The sequence below is a fragment of the Larkinella rosea genome (assembly GCF_003858635.1).
Taxonomy (GTDB): Bacteria; Bacteroidota; Bacteroidia; order Cytophagales; family Spirosomataceae; genus Larkinella; species Larkinella rosea.
Genome location: NZ_RQJO01000015.1, coordinates 462,628 through 481,909 on the forward strand (window position 1 = coordinate 462,628; position 19,282 = coordinate 481,909).

The following is a 19,282-nucleotide window of genomic DNA, read 5'->3' on the forward strand; positions in this document are numbered from 1 at the left end:
AGTCAGAAAATCAGATTAATAACCTGGGTTTTGTTTTAAAGTCGGTTTTCCATCTTTTGTACTCAAATCGATCTGAGCCTGCGGAATCGGGTAGATTTCGTTTTTGCCCTTCGTAAAGAATGCGCCCTTCATGTAATCCTGATTGAAATACTTCGGAACCGCAGCTTCGTACTTTAAATACTTGTTCAGATACGTCGCCATGTAACCGCTTCCGTTGTCGTAGCGTTGCAGGTCGAAAAACCGGTGGTGTTCGAGGGCCAGTTCGAGTTTCCGCTCAAACCGGACGGATTCGCGGGCGAACTCCTTGCCTTTCTGCACAAATTGACCCGTATACAAACCAACTTTGTAATTGGCCGCCGGTTCGTTCGTAAATCCTTTCAGCGGGGCGGAGTTGTCGATGTATTTCTTGACAAAACCGGCCGGATTGGCGGCCCGCGCCCGAATCATGTTCACGTACGTTTCGGCCTGCGCCAGACTACCAATTTCCACTTCAACCTCAGCCGCCCAGAGCAGCACGTCCGCAAACCGGATCAGGCTGTACGGGTTGTTGGTGTTCGCATTTTCGCGGTCGGTGGCAATCCGGGCCTGCCAGGCAATGTTTTTGATGACGCTGTACGGTCCACCGGTATTTTGCTGCCGAATCCAGGCCATGCCCGGGTGAATGCCCCAATCCAGATACGGAATACCCCGGCGACCCACCACCCAGTCCAGACGCGCATCCAGGTTACCGGCGTAGGGCGTAAACGGCGCCGACGACTGCAATCCTTGGTCGTTGGTTACCAGGTTATTATTGTAGGTATCGATCATCGGCAAGCCGTTGGCGTCGGTCTGGTAGGAATTGACCAGATCGAACGAAGGTTGTAACCAGCCGTAGCAACACGACGGCGGACCGCCAAACGGGCCGTTGTACATATCGGCGGCATTCCCATTACCCCCGTTCGCGCCGTCGTAAACCGACATCTGGACGGTAAAAACCGCTTCCGGGCCGTGTTTCTTGTCGGTTTTAAAGTTGTCGATATACTGCTCGGCCAGCGCATATTTCTTCCCGTTTGACGTAACCCCACTGGCAATAATTTCGGCCAGCAGCGGTTTTGCTTCCGTGAATTTTTGCTGAAACATGTAGACCTTCGCCAGGAAAGCTTTGGCGGCCCATTTGTTCGCCCGGCCCACGTCGGATTTGGTCGGCGTCAGATTATCGGCGGCATACTTGAAATCCGCTTCAATTTTCGGCCAGATCGGATCGGTATTAGAAACGTTGAAGTTTCCGGCATCATACGTAACTGATTCATCCAGAAAAGGCACATTCCGCCAGAGTTTGGCCGCTTCGAAATGATACACAGCGCGCAGAAAAATGGCTTCGGCTTTCGTCTGAGCCGCTTCATCGGCGGTCAACTCGGTAACCTTGGGTATTAAACGCAAGACATCATTGGTCCGCTGAACAGCCGCATATAGAAACTGCCACCGCTCATTGGTCGACGAACTCGTCGGATCGTGCGTATAGGCTTCGTATGATGCCAGCAAGCCATTCGGTTCCGTTCCGACGTGTGCATCGCTGGACGCCATACTCGACAAAACCGTCGGGCTGCTCCAGAAACTTCCGCCTACTGCGCCAACGCCATCCAGCAGTGAATACGCGCCAATCAATACGCCTTTGATCCCGGATTTAGTGGCTAACGTACTTTCGCTGATGGAACCGATCGGCTCCTTTTCCAGAAATTCTTCTTTACAGGCTGATAAAGATAAAAGGGTGACGAAACAGCCTGTTAAAACCGGTTTTAAATAAATGCTTTTCATGATTTTAATTTTTAACAGGATTTGTTTTAGAAGGAGAGGTTAACGCCGAGAAGAAAATTCCGCTGGTTGTTTGGATAGTTACCAAAATCAACCCCAAAAGCCGAGCTGCTGCCGCCTAACTCCGGATCTAAACCGGTGTATTTTGTGATGGTAAACAAGTTGGCAGCCTGTGCATACACCCGCAGTTTTCCGACACCTATTTTTTGTAAAACGCTTGAAGGAAACGTATATCCGAGAATTAACGACCGCATTCGCAGATACGAGCCGTCTTCAATAAAGTATGAGTTTAATGCACCGGATGTACTTAACGAAGCACCGGTTTCGATAATGGGAACCGTCGTATTCGTATTTTGAGGAGTCCACGCATTCAGTAACACGTTGCTTTTATTCCCGACGTATCCGGCGTAAAAATGCGTATACGAACGGATGGTATTAACGATTTCATTGCCTTGTGATCCGTACAGAATGGTTGATAAATCAAAGCCTTTGTAGTTAAAGCCGAGGTTTATCCCGTAGGTAAAATCCGGATTCGGGCTACCCAAAAACGTGCGGTCGTCGGGCGTAATCACACCGTCACCGTTCACATCCCGGTATTTAAAACGACCCGGTGCGGCACCACTTTGGGCCGGTGATTCGGCCACTTCGGCGGCTGAATTGAAAAGTCCGAGGATGTCATACCCGAAGAACGAACTGACGGCCTGACCTTCCTGATTCCGAACCAAATTGCCCATGCCCTGCAAGCTTGAGGTTTCAAAATAACCGGGATTCGGAATGTCGACCACCAGGTTTTTATACGTCGTGATGTTGGCTCCGATCGAGAATTGCAAGCCGTCGGTGATCGTGCCGCGATAGGTTACTGAAGCGTCAACCCCTTTATTTTGGATATCTCCGATATTGACGACCGGCGCAGTAGCCCCCCCAACTGTAGCTGGCAGCGGCTGCGTGAACAATAAACCGTTGATCGATTTCTTGTAGTATTCGACCGAAACGTCCAATTTGTTATTAAGAATAGTCGCGTCAAGTCCAAAATTGGAAACGATATTTTCTTCCCAACCCGCCTTTGGGTTGCCAATCCGGGTTTGGATAAATCCTTGTTGAACCGTGTTGCTGGTTCCGGCAATGTCGTAGTAGGCCGTGCCATAACCGCCACCGTACAGGCTGAACGCATTTTCCGGCGCAACGTTGTTCTGAGACCCTAAAATGCCGTAACTGCCTCTGATTTTCAGGTCATTGACCCAACTAACATCTTTCATGAAAGCTTCGTTGGAAACCCGCCAGCCCACCGAAACCGATGGAAAGACGCCATATCGGCTTTCACTCCCGAAGCGGGATGAACCGTCCCGGCGAATGGTGGCACCGATCAGATATTTGTCATCGTAGGCGTAATCAACCCGGCCAAAGAGCGAAAATAAGCTGTTGATATAGCCATTGCTGGAGTTCGTAACGCCCGTGGTTCCGTTGCCCAGAATCAGGTAGTTGTAATTGGTGGAGAAGAACCGTTGCGAACCACCCGCGAGGCCCCGCCCCGAACTTTTAATGGCTTCCGAGCCAACCAGCGCCTGAATCGAATGTTTGCCAAGCTGCGTGCCGTATTTCAGGGTATTGGTCCACGTCAAGACACTGTTAAAACTGGCGCTTTCCGAATAACTGTTGGGACTGCTGTTGCCCTGTTTATTTTCGTATTGGGTGAAGTTAAAACTCTGGGCGTAATTATTATCGATCGTGGCGCCAAAGCTGGTACGGGCCGTAAAGTTTTTCAGGAAGTCAACTTCAGCGTACGCATTCCCGACAATATTCCAGGAATATGTGCGGTTATTGATGTTCCGTTTCTGCATCGCTACCGGGTTTTGGTTACTCCCTAAACCGGGACCGGCAAAGGTTCCACCGTAATTACCTTTGATGTCGTAAACCGGAATGATCGGCATCATTTTATAAACGGCCGAAAGCGTTCCAAATTCGGCCTGATTTCCAAAACCGGGCGCATCTTTATAAAAAACGTTTGCATTCTGTCCAATCCGGGCATTTTTGCCAATTTTAAAAGCGGTATTGACCCGGGCTGAATACCGTTTTAAATACGTTTCCATCAACGTTCCCTGCTGGTTGATATAGCCGAGAGAGAGCAGGTAATTGGACTTATCGGTTCCACCGCTGGCCGTCAGGTTATGACTGGTCATGGGAGCCGGGTTAAAGAGTTCCTGAAACCAGTTTGTTCCGGTTTTATTGACTTGCTGAATCAAATAATTATTGGCGGTATTGATCGGATCGTAACTGTATTTCGCCGGATCGACGGCGGGATCACCGGTTTTTGCGACGCCGGCAACCCCTGGTCCTGCATACAAATAATCCGGCATTCCGTTAGCAAAAAGGATGTTATTCGGCGTGGCGATTTTCACCACTTTCATAAAATCCTCGGAATTCAGCAGATCGAACGGGTTGCCGGGCAGGGGCATTTGCATGCCGTAATAGGCGTCGTAGGTGATGGTCGGTTTGCCGGATTTTCCTTTTTTGGTGGTAACGATCAGTACCCCATTCGAGCCCCGAACCCCGTAAATGGCGGCCGCTCCGGCGTCTTTCAACACCTGGATCGATTCAATATCGTCGGCGCTGATGTTATTCAGATCAGCCTGAATTCCGTCTACCAGAACCAGCGGCTGCGTATTTCCGAAGGAAGTGACCCCACGCACGAAGATGTTACTACTGGCGCCCGGTACTCCGGACGTGATTACATTGACCCCGGAAGCCTGTCCCTGAAGGGCCTGAACCGCCGAACCCGCCGGAAAGGATTTCACACCCTTCATGTCGACAACCGCGACGGAACCGGTAATATCTTTCTTGCGCTGACTGGAATAACCCGTTACGACGACTTCGTTAAGCGACTGTACATCAGCGGATAAATCAATATTAATAGTCGTTTGGTTGTTTACCGTTACTTCTTTGGTGACGTAACCGATAAACGAAAAAATCAACACGTCACTCGGTTTGGCATTAATCGTATACTGCCCGCTGGCGCCCGTTGCAGTACCTCTGCTCGTTCCTTTTATGACGACGTTGACACCGGGTAGCGGAGTCTGACCCGCATTGTCCAGCACAACTCCCTGTATTTGGGCATCCTGAGCGGCCAGTTGCCCGTACGTACAGAGAAAAAAGGCAAGCAACAGGACATAGCACGGCCCTATCTGGTAAAATTTTCTTCGTTTCATAGACCAATACGTTTTGAGGTTGATTAAGGAATATTGACTAACTGATTCGCAATTCGTACTCAGCACACTATTTCTTTGATTCCCGGTTTCAGGAATTGGCTATGGATACAGTCTAATCAGAAAGAAATCGTAAACAAATCCTGAATCGCTAGATCCAGGTTTGTTAGGGAGTTTATGGTACCAAATGGCTTTTCGATTCCTGCAGTAATCACCATATTTCGGGAAGATCGCACCGATAAAAGCCTTTCATACGCTGTACTGTAATTGGATTTGTAAACGCAGGCGGATATTTTAAAATCAAATTATGCTTACAAATATATTGCAAATTTGTTTACAAAAAATATTATCTATTATTTTTTTTCAGTTTGAAAGAAGATCGACTTTCACAAGTGAGGATATGGCAAATAATACCGAAGCAAGCAGCTTCGGCGAAGCATGTTGGGATACCGAATTTATAGGTACGGCAGTAAAAAAGAGTTTATTTTTCTTGCCAGAAAGAAAACAGGGGAGGACGGACTCGTTTAAAATCCGTGCTGAAAGCTGGGTAGCTGAAGTGGAAGCAGGAAATAACCGGTTTTTAATCGAGGTCGAGCGAGGATACTTCGCCCCGGATCAGGTGTCGGGTAAGCGTTTCTTCGGCTAATTTGAGGTCCTTTTCCTTGAGGGCTTTCAGAATTTGCCGGTGTTCCATATCGGTTAATTCGTAATCGTCCATATGGGTCTGAGTTTGCCCGAGTTTCTGGTGGAAAAGGGGAATGTTGCCGGATTGGTAGAGATTTCTCAGTTTTTCGTTGTCGGCACTGTCAATCAGCGTTTCGTGAAATTTCACGTCGGCTTCGCAGGCTCCGCCGAAATAACCACGCTGAATCATGGACGTAAAATCATCGCAGATGCGCTCCAGTTCATCGATATGCTCATTGTCAATTTTCTGAATCGCCAGCCGGATTGCACCGAGCTCCAGAATTTCCCGTAACTCCCGAATCTGTTGAATATCAGCCGCCACCAGCGATTTGACGAAAAAACCGCCTTTTTCACCCAAAACGACCAACTGTTCGCCCAGCAGTCGGGTGAGGGCTTCGCGAATGGCCATGCGGTTGACATCCAGTCGGGTCGCCCAAATGTCTTCTTTCAGCCGGGTGCCGGATACAACCTGGTTTGACAATATCTTTTTCCGTAATTCAGTATATGCTTTATTGGCCAGCGAATCTTCTTTCATTATCTTATTTTTGTAAACAATATATAAATACTAAAGTAAACGAAAAATAGTTTTCTTGTAAAAATAGTCAATAAGTTTGAGTGGAGCAAAGAAGATGCCGGATGCGATTTGACAGTTATTTTGAGGTAACGTATTTGCAGGCTATACGCTCAGGCAGGCTGGTTTTAGTTGGGAAGCGGTTTGATACTTAGTGCCGTTTTAGCCACTCGAAATAATCTTTTGCCACCGCTGTCCCATTATACACTTTGTTAACCACCTTACCTTCAGGGCTATAAATTAGTTTATGGAATGTGTGATCGTGGTTGGGATAGACCTTCAGCGTAAGATTGGTCTTGCCGCGACGCGCAAATTCCATCGGTAAAATATCGTTGGACGTAGAACCGATATCGGCAGTACCATAAGCGATACAAATCGGAATAGTCAATGCCAGCAAAAAGTCTTTGTTGTGCCCGTGAGAGAACGAATACGTCGTCCGGTTTGGATCGCCGAGCGTTGCGGTTGCATTCAATGAATCCTGGCAAATAGCTGCCCACTGCTGTTGCCAAGCCTCAACGCTGCGCTGGGCTTCTTCCTGGGTAGATTCGCCCGTGTATCCTTTCATTCGTTCCTGACGTATGATGGATTGCTGGCGGCCCTCCAGACCACCCGAAAAAGCAATTAAATGAGTTACCTTTCTGTTCGTAAAAGCGGTTTTAATCGCTACATGATACCCTTCCGAACCGCCCGTTAAAACAACGCGTTTTGGATCAGCCCAGGGCTGGCTGAGGACAAACTGCAGAACGGCATTGGTCTGATCAACGTAATAATCAAGGTAGTTACTTGACTGATAAACAGGTGGATACATCGTTGACTTTGGGGTACTTCGGGAGCTGAACAATGTATCCAGGTAGGAATCCTTGACAACCAACGGCAAACCGGGTTTGGCAATCATGATGCTATAGTATTCTGCTCCATGGTCGTAACAGATTGTGGGCAGTTCCGTTAAGGCTGGTCGGTTAGTCTTGGGATTGATCGTAAACAACGGAATCGGCAAGGAACCTTGTCGAAATAGAAAAATGGGTTTCTTTTTGCTCAGTTCTCCTCTTTTAGCGACCACGGCGAACGTGATGGAATCACCCTTGGATGGAATGGTGAAAACCGTGCAATCGCCAACGTCCTGCTGGCGGTGCTGACAAAAAGCCGGACGGAGAAGCGCGGTACTGAATAAAAGGGCGAGAAGGTATTTCACGGCCAAAGTCGGTTGTGGTACGTTGTTAAAGATAGATGGCGTTGTCCGCTCCGTCCAAGTTAAGATTTGTTAAACAACGAACCCCGCCGGATGGCTCCGGCGGGGTGAACGTTCGATTTAGATTAGGCAGGAAAAAGATCAAAAACCGGGATTCTGCACCAGGTTGCGGTTGTTATTGATTTCGCGCAACGGAATCGGTAGCAGCAACTGATTGGCTGTAAATGTTTTACCATAAACCGTCTTGTGACCGACAAAATCGTCCCATTGCTTGGTAATGTCGTTGCGCACTTTCCGCGTCCGGATCATGTCGAACCACATCTTGTCTTCGTAAGCCAGTTCAAAATACCGTTCCGCCCAAACCGCCTGCTCAAATTCGTCGACGTTGGTGGTGGTTACCGGAGCCAGTTTGGCCCGCGCCCGAATGTCGTTGAGTGCTTTGGCGGCCTGCGCATTCGGTTTACCCTCTGCCCGGTTCGACGCTTCGGCATACATCAGCATCACGTCTGCCAACCGGTAGATCGTGAAGTTGATATTGGCTTTGGCGTCGTTGTCAACGGCCTGCACATCAAAATATTTGTAGATGTAATAACCGCCCAGATCCAGCCGCTCCCGGCGCGGGTCGCCCAGCGGATAATCCGACGGGTGGCCTTTGTAGAACGTATAGTAGAACTGCTTTTCCTGCGTGCGTTTGTCCCCTTTTTCGTAGCTCTCCACAAACTCCTTGCGCGGAATCAGACCACCGTATTCGTCTGAATACGAAGCAATACCGCGCAGCGTGGGCAAAATAACCGGCGTCATCCCGTTGTTCCGAATGTCCTTTTCGTGTTGCACCTGCAAAATGAATTCCTTCGTGTTGCGGTTAGCGGGATTGATCATGTCCGTATATTCCGGGAACAGCGTGTACGTGCCGTTGTCGAGGAGTTCTTTCGAACGCTTGGCCGATTCGGTATACGCCGGGACACCCGCTTTTACCGGAAAACCGGCATAGGTCAAATACACGTCCGCCAGAATCGACTTAATCGCCCCCATCGAAATCCGCCCCCCCGCATCACGCCAGGGCAAAGTCGATTTCTCGGCTTCCAGCAGGTCGGGAATGATGATTTCGTCGTAGATTTCCTTCACCGGCGACCGTTTGGTGGCCACCTGCCCCAGTTCCGTCACCAACGTCGTCAATTTCGGAACGTCGCCAAACATCCGCACCAACTGGAAATAATAAAGCGCCCGCATGGTTTTTACCTCGGCAATCATATTGGTTTTGGTCGCTGCGGGCAAGGTCGCGATTTCGCCAATTTTCTGAATCGCGAGGTTGGCGCGGGCAATGCCCGAGAACATGCCCGACCACCAGTTGTCGATGTAAAACGCGTTGGAGGTGTATTCCAGGTTGTAAAACTTGAAGGCTTCGGTCTGCGAATTGCCGTCGGCTTTCCCCGTCATGTATTCGAGCAGCGACGCATTGTTGCCGCCCCAGCCACCACCGCCGTTGTTCCAGGTGGTGATGTTCGAGTAAGCGCCGTCCGCAAAGGCGCGGGCAATTTCCGGGCTGGAAACCGACGAACCGGTCGTCAGGGAGCCGGTTGGATGTTCTTTCAGGAAATCCTCGCAGGAAGCCAGCGTTAAACCGGCGGCCAGTATGGGTAAAATAAGGTGTTTTTTCATGATCAAAGTTTATAGTTCTCGGCTTACGGTTTTCGGTTTACTGTAAACTGAAAACCGTGAACCGTAAACGTTAGAATGTCACATTCAAACCCAGGCTAAACGTACGCGGGCGCGGGTACTGGAAAAATTCCATGTTGGCCACCAGCTGTCCGCCAAAACCGGTCAGCGCTTCGGGGTCGTAGCCCGAGTAGTTGTCGCTCAGGAAGAAATTCTGCGCGCTGGCGTATACCCGTAACCGCTGGAAATTCACTTTGCCGAATTTGGTCGGTAGCGAGTAGCCTAAAACCGCATTCTGTCCGCGAATGAACGAGCCATCTTCCATCCACCAGTCGTCCATGTGCGTCGAATAACCGGCGTTGTACTGGCGAATCTCGGCAATCATACTGTTCTGGTTTTCAGGCGTCCACGCACCTAAAACCGTCCGGGAGCTACTGGCGATGGCCTGCCGGTCTTCCACCGAGTGCTTTGTGGCATTTACGGTATTGACGCCCATCACAAACCGGATGTCGAACGACAGATCGAACTTGCCAAACTGGAACGAGTTGCCAATATTCATCGTCCATTTCGGATACGACCGGCCAATAATGCCCTCGTCCTGTGCGTCGATTTTGCCGTCGTTGTTCAAATCCGCCCATTTCAAATCACCCGGCCGCTTGTTGTATTTGGCCGCCAGATCGGCTTCGCTCGTCCCGAAAACACCCAGTCGTTTGTAACCCCAGATCGTACCGATCGGATAACCGATGCGCAGGATATTGGTGTTACCCAGGAAATTCGGGCCGGGGAAAATGTCGTCGCCGTTCGCACCCAGCTTCAGGATTTTGTTCTTGTTGGTCGAAAACGCAATGTTCGTCGACCAGTTGAACTTGCTGGTACTGATGTTGCGCGTATTAATGCCCAGTTCAAACCCTTTGTTTTCGACCGAACCGATGTTTTGCGTCACGGTGCTCAAACCGGTCGACCACGGAATGGGCGCGTTCAGCAGCAGGTCTTTCGTGATCTTGTGGTAATAGTCCAGCGTCAGATCGACCCGGTTATTGAACAGACCGATGTCAGCACCAATGTCCAGCTGATTGGTAAACTCCCAGCGCAAATCCGGGTTCCCGAACGAACTCCGCCAGATTCCGGTCGAGCGCGCACCGCCCAGCAGAATGGTTCCTGTGCCGAGGAACTGCTGCGACGCGTACTGCCCGATTTCCTGGTTACCGGTTTTTCCGTAACTGGCGCGGATTTTCAGGTTCGACAGCCAGGTGGCCGATTTCAGAAATTCCTCCTGCGAAACGTTCCAGGCCACGGCCGCCGACGGGAAAAAGGCGTATTTGTTGTTGACCCCGAACTTGGACGAACCATCGTAACGACCCGTGAAGGTCACCAGGTATTTGTCTTTAAAGTTGTAGTTTAACCGACCGAAATACGAGTTCAGCGACCATTCGCCATCGCCCGACGACGGCGTTTGCAAACTCGTTCCAACGCCAAGGTTGTGATACCCCCAGAAATCGTCGATGAAGTTCTGCGACGAAGCCGTGTAGTTTTCGTAGTGCCGTTCCTGCCACGACAAACCCGCCAGCGCCGTTACCGTGTGGTCGCCGTAGGTTTTGTTCCAGTTCAGGTAATTCTCAAACTGCCAGTAGGTTTCCTGGTTCGAGTTGATTTCGGCCACCCCTTTCTGGTCCGCCGACAGCGCGTTCAGATCACGGCCGGAGTAGAAATTGCGTTTGTAAAACAGCAGGTCATATCCCAGACTGGAACGCAGCGTCAGATTCGGCGCGAAATTGATCAACGAATACACCTGCCCCAACACCTGCGTGTTGTAGTTAAACCGCTGGCGTTGGAGCGTAATCCGAACCGGGTTTTCGCCCCCTTCCATGCCGGGCCAGTCTTTGTTGCGGCCCCAGCTTCCGTCGGGGTAATTGATCGGCAAAATGGGAATGGCTTCCATCACCATTCGCGGCACGTTCAAACCGCCGGATGCGTCGTCGGCTTCTTTCTGGCTCGATTTGTTCAGGAAAATACTGCCGCCAAACTTCAGCCATTTGTTCACCTGGTTGTCCAGCGTAAACTTGGCCGAATAGCGTTTATACCACGAATTGATCATCAAACCGCCCTGATCGGTGTAGCCCAGCGAAATGCTGTACGACGTTTTATCGGTGCCGCCCCGAACGCCCAGCTCATGGTTTTGCGAACCCGTCGGTTTATACACTTCGCGTTCCCAGTCGGTGTTATAGAGCGGTTTTCCGTTGGAATCGAACAGATTCGGGAAGCTTTTCGGATCGTTGCGCACGAATTTGCCGCTGGCAAAACCGGCCGGATCGTACTTGGCCGCGTTATCGAACGCTTTGTTGTAGACGTACATGAATTCGTCGGCGCTCAACGTACCCAGATACCGGGCGGGCGTAATCAACGACGCCCAGGTGTCGTAGGAAACCTGCGTGGCCCCCGATTTTCCGCGTTTGGTCGAAATGATAATCACGCCGTTGGCACCGCGCGCGCCATAAATGGCCGTCGCCGATGCGTCTTTCAATACTTCCAGCGATTCGATATCGTTGGGATTCAGCAGGTTGGCATTTGTTACCCCAATGATTCCATCGACTACATACAGCGGTTCGAGACTCGAGTTGATGGAGCCAACCCCCCGAATCCGAACGCGGGGTTGATACCCCGGCGCGGAGGAATTCACCATAACATCGACGCCCGGAATCCGGCCCTGAAGCGACTGCGCCACGTTATTGGCCTGCCGATCCAGCAGTTTATCGCCTTTAATAGCCGCTACCGAACCAGTCAGGTCACTTTTCCGAACCGTTCCGTAGCCGATCACCACCACTTCGTCGAGGTTGCGGTTATCGATCGCCATGCTCACGGTCATAGTGCTCTGGTTTCCAACGGCCACTTCCTGTTTGAGGTAACCAATCGAACTGAATACCAGCGTGGCATTACCGTCCGTAACGTCCAGTTGAAAGGCGCCGTTCGCATCGGTATTCGTGCCCCGGCTGGTGCCTTTTTCCACCACGTTAACGCCCGGCAGCGGATTCCCGGCGGCTTCTTTCACCACCCCTTTTACCGTAAAAACGACAGCCTGCGCTGGCTTCACTTCGGCGGTGTTTTCGACGGGTGTCGTTGGCGCGGTTTCGGTTGCCGATGTTTCTTTTTTCGACAATACAATCTGGTTATCAACCAGTTCATACGAAATATTGAGTGGCATCAGCAGTTTATCCAGCACATCGGCCAACCGACCACCCTGGGTGTGGAAACTGACCCGCTGTTCCTGAATAATCCGGCTGCTGTACACAAACTTGATGTGCGTCTTTCGTTCGATTTGCAGCAGGGCATCCCGCAGCGTCACGTTTTCAACTTTCAAAACTACTTTTCGGCTGAGTTCATCCTGGCCCGGCCTATCCAGGCCGGGCCGGTTTCCGGCAAACGACGCGGATGATAAAACAACCACCAAAAACAGGTGGACAAGCGTCTGCCGGAAGGAAAATGCCATGCCGCCTGGTGGAGCGTAAAATTGATTGCTCATAGCAGTATAGTGAAACAGGTTTAAAAGTGGATAGATAAAAAAAGCGCGTAATTAAGGGCAACCCAGGCCATCGAGTTCGATGTTCTGGCCATCAAGTGTATACGACGCGTCGGTCGTTTTACAGAGTAAATTCAGGATAACGGGCAAGCGCATGTTTGTAAAATCGGCTCGCAGTTTGCAATTCTGGAGCGCCGGATTCCGAAATTGAATCCGGACGCCGAACGTTTCTTCCAGCGCATCGGCTACCTGCCGGAGCGACGCCCATTCGAAGGCAATCGTGGCCGGTTCCCACGGTTTGGGTTTGGCAAAACGCGGCAGTTTCGTTTTGGCGAGCGACTCGGCTTTCGGGTTAAAAACCGCCTGCTGGCGGGCCGTCAGTAAAACCGGTTGTTGGTTGGCGACACTCACGGCCACTTTTCCGGTGACAACCGATACCTCGAACCGGGCGCTGTTGCGGTAGGCGCGGACGTTGAAAGTCGTGCCCAGCACTTCGGTTTTGAGCTTCCCGGTCTGAATGACAAACGGGCGGGTCGTATCCCGGTGAACTTCAAAAAAAGCTTCCCCTTCCAGTTGCACAATCCGTTGCGAGGCCGCAAACCGCTCCGGGAAATGCAATTTCGTCGCGGGACTCAGCCAGACCACACTGCCGTCCGGCAGTTCACGCCGTAGAATCGTTCTGGTTTTATTCTCCAGCGTTCGTTCCGCCATTTTCGGGCTAACTGATACCGGTTTTTCCGTGGTTTCGATGCGTTGAAATTGCCAGAACCCCAACGTCAGGACAAGTAAGGCTGCCGCCACACCACCGAGCGCCCAGAACCAATTTCGGCCAAACCGCAGCGGACGCACCGGATTCGGTTCGGCGTTCTCGATGCGCTGACGGATTTGTTGCAGGATTCTCCGGGAATAGGCCGATTCCTGCGTCTGGGGGTGCTTTTCGGCTAAATCCGGGCGGTTTTCAAACGAATCGTACCAACGTTCGACCCGCTGAGCTTCGTCGGGGGAGCAACGGCCGGAGAGGTATTTTTCCAGTAATTCAGGTGAAGGGTAGTTGTCGTCCATTCTCGTCAGATTGATAGATTAAGATGGTAAAATCCAATCCATTTCCCTTAAGACGAACAAACCGCGCAAAAACCTTAGTCAGTTGCGGACAATTTTGAAAAAAAGTCAGCATTCCCGATCCATCATTGATTTGTACCACACAAGCCCGACTTTATCTTTTTCACAAACCCAATCGGCTGGTATCTTTGTCCGTACCGTTTATTCCCTTTTATGTTGAAAATTGCGGTTATTAGTGACATTCATGCGAATCTCCCGGCTTTGAAAACCGTTTTAAACGACATCGAAAACCGGCGGGCTGATCAAGTGTATTGCCTGGGCGATCTGGTTGACTTTGCACCCTGGCCCAATGAAGTGATCGATCTGATTCGCCAAAACCGCATTCCGACCCTGATGGGCAACCACGACGAACGCATTGCATTCGATCTGCCGGTTGTTCCGCTGCTCAAACACGGCCCCTTCGAAACGCAGTGCCGGATGGCCGCCATCGACTTCACCCGGAATGCCATCACCAAAGAAAATAAAGCTTTTCTGGCGACGCTGCCCCGTCACATTCAATTGACGTTCGGTTTTTCGGACCGGGATGTTCGTTTACTGCTGGTACACGCCAGTCCGCGTTCCATCGACGAATACATTTATGTGGATCACGACGGGGAAGAGGTAGCGTCGATGATGGCCGAAAAAAACGCCGATGTACTGGTGATGGGCCATACGCACCAGTCGTACATTCGCGCTATTCCGGGGCCGACCGTGAAAACCGCTATCAATTGCGGGTCGGTGGGCCGGTCCAAAGAAGCCGATCGGCTGGCGACGTATTTGCTCATCACCGTTGCCGATTCGAAAACCGCCTTTCGCCCCGATTCCCTGCAATTCGAGTTAATTAAGGTTGATTACAAAATCGAAGAAACGATCGGAGCCATTCGCCAAAGCCCGATTCCGGACTTCTACGCGGATTTTTTGTCAGTCGGTGAGGTCGTGAAGTAAAAGCGAAATATCCCCCAAATGGAGAACCGGCGGATTAAAAAACGAAGTTGAACAACGCGACAGCCACCGCCGAATAGTCTTTCAGCACGTGCCGCAGCGTTTGATGCGCTTTCAGTAAATGGCTTTCAACGGTTTTGGGGGCAATCTGAAGCTGATCGGCAATGTCGGCCACCGACCGGCCCTGCTGGTGGAGCGCGTAAACCTGACGGCATTTGTCCGGCAGTTGACCGATCGTCGATTCGTAAGCTTGCTGTAAATCAGCGTATAAGATATGTTGTTCGGTGGCGTTGACAATCTGGCGATCCGGCTGAGCCAGCATCTCGGCGGCAAAACCGTCCTGCCGGGCCCGCGCCCGAAACCAGTCGATCACCGAATTCCGAAGCAGCGTCTGGAGGTAACTTTCGGGCTGTTTCAGCTCCGGGAGCCGGTGGCGTTTCAGCCAGAGATTGACAAATAATTCCTGCACGATTTCCTCGGTCATTTCCCGATCCTGAAGCCGTTTAAAAGCCGTATTGGACAGTTTCAGAAAATACCGGTTGTAAATTTCTTCAAAGGCCAGAGGGTCGTCCTGCTGCATTCGCTGAAACAACCCAATATCCTCTTCCTGCTGGTAATATCGTTTCATTGTCACGTTTTTAATAGAGACTGGCGTGGTAAAAACCGGTCCTAAAATATCATTTTTTTTAGTAATCCTACTACCGTTTAAATAAGAAAATGACAGTAATCAGACCAAAATAAAAAACCGCTTCCCCCATTTCAGGTGATTAATCGGTAGTTGATAATCCGGGCTTTATTTTTAACTTACCCATCCTGATTTCCGCCCGTTATCAATTCCTAACCTTGCCGATTCGATATGCCCACAAATACCGCAGAAATTCAAAACCCGCTTCCTTCTTCCGCTCTTTACAGCGAAGACCTCGCGCCGATTCCGGTTGACAAACGCACCTGGACCACCTGGAATTACGCAGCCCTGTGGATCAGCATGAGTCTGTGCATTCCAACCTACATGCTCGCCAGTTCGCTTATTGAAGGCGGGATGAACTGGTGGCAGGCCATTCTGACCATCTTCATCGGCAACACGATTGTGCTGATTCCGATGGTATTAAACGGACACGCGGGAGCGAAATACGGTATTCCATTCCCGGTGCTGGCCCGCGCCAGTTTCGGCACCAGCGGAGCGAACATTCCCGCCCTGCTGAGGGCCATTGTTGCCTGCGGCTGGTTCGGCATTCAGACCTGGATTGGCGGTTTTGCGTTGTACCAGATGTTCCGGCTCTGGTTTCCGGTGTTGGAAACCCTACCTGCGGTTTTTCCGGATTCATTCGGTTTACAAACCGGTCCGGCTATCTGCTTCTTTTTCTTTTGGTTACTGAATATGTACGTCATTTACCTGGGTGTCGAAAGCATCAAAAAACTGCTGGTTTTCAAAGCGTTCTTTCTGCCCGTAGCCGCGTTTGCCTTATTATTCTGGGCCATTTCGGCCGGAAACGGTCTAGGCCCGATTCTGGAACAACCGTCTAAATTTGTAACGACAGCCGATTTTTTCGCATTTTTCTTCCCGGCCTTAACCGGAATGGTCGGTTTCTGGGCGACGTTATCGCTGAACATTCCTGACTTTACGCGTTACGCCAAAAGCCAGAAAGCGCAGATCAATGGCCAGATTATCGGACTGCCTCCGTCGATGACTTTGTTCTCCTTCATTGGTGTGGTGGTCACTTCAGCCACGACGATTATTTACGGCACCACGATCTGGGACCCGCTGGTGCTGGCCGGAAAATTCGAGAATAAACTCATCGTCAGCATCGCCATGATCGCCGTCGCCATTTCGACCCTGGCTACCAACATTGCGGCCAATATGGTGAGTCCGGCCAACGATTTCGCCAACCTGGCGCCTTCCAAAATCGACTTTCGGAAAGGCGGTTACATCACCGGCGTCATCGGAATTCTGATTTTTCCGTGGAAACTTATTGCCGATCCGAGTGGCTATATCTTTACGTGGCTGGTCGGTTATTCGAGTCTGCTCGGGCCGGTTGGCGGCATTATGATTGCGGATTATTTCTTCGTTCGGAAACAGCAATTAATCACTAGTGAATTATACCGGTCGAACGGGATTTACAGCTTTAAAACCGGTTTTAATCCGGCGGCTATTGTTGCGCTGCTGGCCGGTATTCTGCCCAACGTTCCCGGATTTCTGACGACTATTCAACTGATCCCTTCGGACAGCGTTCCGGCCTGGATTTCACACCTGTATCATTACGCCTGGTTTGTCGGTTTTCTGGTCAGCGGACTGGTTTATCTGGTCATGATGCGATCGTATCAACCCACAACGTCAACCGAACTGCCGCATGTCGCTTTTGATTAAAAATGGACGGATCGTCACGGCGACGGATGATTATGTGGCCGACATTTGGGTGGAGGGCGAAACCGTTCAGGCCATCGGAAAAGACCTGCCGTTTCGGGCCAACAATGTGATCGATGCCACCGGATTGCTGGTGTTTCCCGGCGGTGTGGATCCGCACGTTCACCTCGATATGCCGTTCATGGGTACGTTCTCGAGCGATACGCACGAAACCGGCACCCGCGCAGCGTTGCACGGCGGCACCACCACCGTCATCGATTTTGTCCTGCAAAAACAGGGACATTCGTTAAAAGAAGCGTTAGCTGAGTGGAACTCCCGGGCCCGTGGAACCGCCGTGGGTGACTACAGTTTCCACATGGCCGTCACGGATTTCAACGAAAACACGCGCGACGAAATCCGGGAGATGATTGATAATGAAGGTATTACTTCGTTTAAGACCTTCATGGCGTACAAGGGTGCGCTGATGATTGACGACCGGCAGATGGTAGCGCTGATGCAGGAAGTGAAAAAACAGGGCGGCCTGGTGACGGTTCATGCCACCAACGGCGACGTCATCGATTACCTCACGGCCAAACACCGCGCCGAAGGGAAACTAACCCCACTTTACCACTACCTTTCGCAGCCGGAAATGACCGAAGCCGAAGCCAGCGGCCGGTTTGCCGACATGGCCGACTACACGGGCTGCCCCGGTTACATCGTCCACATGACCTGCGAGGGCGCGCTGAATGCCGTTCGGAACGCGACTCGGCGCAACCAGAAAGTATTTGTAGAAACCTGCATTCAGTATCTGATTCTGGACGCGTCGCTCTACGAAAACGCTGCGGAAGGCGCCAAGTGGGTGATGAGTCCGCCCCTGCGCGAGAAAAAAGACCAGACGACGCTCTGGGCCGGGATCAATCAGGGGCTGGTGCAGGTCGTAGCCACCGATCATTGTCCGTTTAAGTGGGAACAGAAATTGATGGGCAAAGACGATTTTTCCAAGATTCCCAACGGCCATCCCGCCATCGAAAACCGCCTGGAATTGCTCTATAGCGAGGGCGTTCATAGCGGAAAAATATCACTGAATAAATTCGTCGAAGTGGCGTGTACGAATCCGGCAAAGATCTTCGGCATGTTTCCGCGAAAAGGGACCATTGCCGTGGGCAGCGATGCGGATTTAGTCATTTTTGACCCCACTACAAAGCATCGTCTTTCGGCGGAAACACACCACATGAATGTCGATTATTCGGCATATGAAGGCTGGGAAATAACCGGAAAAGTAAAAACCGTATTGTTGCGCGGAAAGGTTGTTATTGACGACGGAACCTGTCTGGCCGAAAAAGGATATGGCCAGTTTATCAAACGAAATAAAGTAAGCGGTACGATTTAATCCACAGCCTTATGCCACGAATTATCAAATCGGGATTGATCCAAATGAGTCTGCCGCTGACCGAAGGCGAAGGTACGATTGCGGAAATTAAAGAAGCGATGGTGCAAAAACACCTGCCGCTCATCGACGAAGCCGGGCAAAAAGGCGTGCAGATTCTGTGCTTGCAGGAAATATTCAATACGCCCTATTTCTGCCCGGGACAAGACCGCGAATGGTACAAATCGGCGGAAACCATTCCCGGCCCAACGATCGATCAGATGGCGGAATATGCCAAAAAATACAGCATGGTGATGATCGTTCCGATCTTCGAAAAAGAGCAGGCTGGCGTGCTGTACAATACGGCGGCTGTGATCGACGCAGACGGAACGTATCTGGGGAAATACCGCAAGAACCACATTCCGCATACGTCCGGTTTTTGGGAGAAATTCTTCTTTAAGCCCGGCAACCTGGGTTACCCGGTTTTCCAGACCCGCTACGCCAAAATTGGGGTTTACATCTGCTACGACCGTCATTTTCCGGATGGGGCGCGGTGTCTGGGATTAAATGGCGCAGAAATTGTATACAATCCTTCGGCGACGGTGGCCGGTTTGTCCCAATACCTCTGGAAGCTGGAACAACCCGCCCATGCAGCGGCCAATGGGTATTTTATGGGGTGCATCAACCGGGTGGGCGAAGAAAAACCCTGGAACCTGGGGCGGTTTTATGGTTCGTCGTATTTCGTCGATCCGCGCGGGCAAATTTTTGCCACAGCTTCGGAAGATAAAGACGAGCTGCTGATCGCCGAATTTGACCTCGATCTGATCGAAGAAGTCCGCAGCGTCTGGCAGTTTTTCCGCGACCGCAGACCGGAAACGTATCATAAATTGGTGGAACTCTAATGAGTTAAGAATTAAGAGTTATGACGGG

The 19,282-nt window shown here is 51.0% G+C and carries 12 protein-coding genes; 4 read left to right on the top strand and 8 right to left on the bottom strand.

Going from position 1 to position 19,282, the window contains the following annotated elements:
* Window positions 1–15: 15 nt before the first annotated feature.
* The 7 genes from EHT25_RS28405 to EHT25_RS28435 form a co-directional block, all read right to left on the bottom strand.
* Window positions 16–1,794 carry a RagB/SusD family nutrient uptake outer membrane protein gene (locus tag EHT25_RS28405; protein WP_124878835.1) on the bottom strand — a complete coding sequence of 593 codons (1,779 nt, stop codon included), beginning with the start codon at window positions 1,792–1,794 and terminating at the stop codon, window positions 16–18.
* A gap of 26 nt (window positions 1,795–1,820) precedes the next feature.
* Window positions 1,821–4,994: a SusC/RagA family TonB-linked outer membrane protein gene (locus tag EHT25_RS28410; RefSeq protein ID WP_124878836.1), complete on the bottom strand. Its 3,174-nt coding sequence runs from the start codon at window positions 4,992–4,994 to the stop codon at window positions 1,821–1,823.
* A gap of 577 nt (window positions 4,995–5,571) precedes the next feature.
* A complete protein-coding gene (locus EHT25_RS28415; RefSeq protein ID WP_124878837.1) occupies window positions 5,572–6,210 on the bottom strand; it encodes a GntR family transcriptional regulator in 639 nt (212 codons plus the stop codon).
* A gap of 187 nt (window positions 6,211–6,397) precedes the next feature.
* Entirely contained in the window at window positions 6,398–7,438 is a 1,041-nt protein-coding gene (locus EHT25_RS28420) for an alpha/beta hydrolase family protein (RefSeq protein WP_124878838.1), read from the bottom strand.
* Window positions 7,439–7,576: 138 nt separating this feature from the next.
* Entirely contained in the window at window positions 7,577–9,094 is a 1,518-nt protein-coding gene (locus EHT25_RS28425) for a RagB/SusD family nutrient uptake outer membrane protein (RefSeq protein WP_124878839.1), read from the bottom strand.
* Window positions 9,095–9,164: 70 nt separating this feature from the next.
* A complete protein-coding gene (locus EHT25_RS28430) occupies window positions 9,165–12,608 on the bottom strand; it encodes a SusC/RagA family TonB-linked outer membrane protein (RefSeq protein ID WP_229311822.1) in 3,444 nt (1,147 codons plus the stop codon).
* Window positions 12,609–12,659: 51 nt separating this feature from the next.
* Complete coding sequence (locus tag EHT25_RS28435) at window positions 12,660–13,667, bottom strand: FecR family protein (RefSeq protein WP_124878840.1); 1,008 nt, start codon at window positions 13,665–13,667, stop codon at window positions 12,660–12,662.
* A gap of 210 nt (window positions 13,668–13,877) precedes the next feature.
* Here EHT25_RS28435 and EHT25_RS28440 point away from each other — a divergent pair, with 210 nt between their 5' ends.
* Complete coding sequence (locus EHT25_RS28440) at window positions 13,878–14,648, top strand: metallophosphoesterase family protein (RefSeq protein WP_124878841.1); 771 nt, start codon at window positions 13,878–13,880, stop codon at window positions 14,646–14,648.
* Window positions 14,649–14,682: 34 nt separating this feature from the next.
* Here EHT25_RS28440 and EHT25_RS28445 read toward each other — a convergent pair whose 3' ends face one another.
* Window positions 14,683–15,273 carry an RNA polymerase sigma factor gene (locus EHT25_RS28445; RefSeq protein WP_124878842.1) on the bottom strand — a complete coding sequence of 197 codons (591 nt, stop codon included), beginning with the start codon at window positions 15,271–15,273 and terminating at the stop codon, window positions 14,683–14,685.
* Window positions 15,274–15,501: 228 nt separating this feature from the next.
* On the opposite strand from EHT25_RS28445, the gene EHT25_RS28450 reads away from it, so the two are divergent.
* Genes EHT25_RS28450 through EHT25_RS28460 form a run of 3 tightly spaced genes read left to right on the top strand, consistent with a single transcriptional unit; the run spans window position 15,502 to window position 19,254 of the window.
* The gene (locus EHT25_RS28450; RefSeq protein ID WP_124878843.1) at window positions 15,502–17,010 is read left to right on the top strand and encodes an NCS1 family nucleobase:cation symporter-1; all 1,509 of its coding nucleotides are present in this window, start codon (window positions 15,502–15,504) and stop codon (window positions 17,008–17,010) included.
* Window positions 16,994–18,376, top strand: coding sequence for a dihydropyrimidinase (gene hydA, locus EHT25_RS28455; RefSeq protein ID WP_124878844.1), 1,383 nt, complete (start codon window positions 16,994–16,996; stop codon window positions 18,374–18,376). Before EHT25_RS28450 ends, hydA begins: the two co-directional genes overlap by 17 nt.
* An 11-nt stretch (window positions 18,377–18,387) precedes the next feature.
* The gene (locus tag EHT25_RS28460; protein ID WP_185731516.1) at window positions 18,388–19,254 is read left to right on the top strand and encodes a nitrilase-related carbon-nitrogen hydrolase; all 867 of its coding nucleotides are present in this window, start codon (window positions 18,388–18,390) and stop codon (window positions 19,252–19,254) included.
* Window positions 19,255–19,282 lie beyond the last annotated feature (28 nt).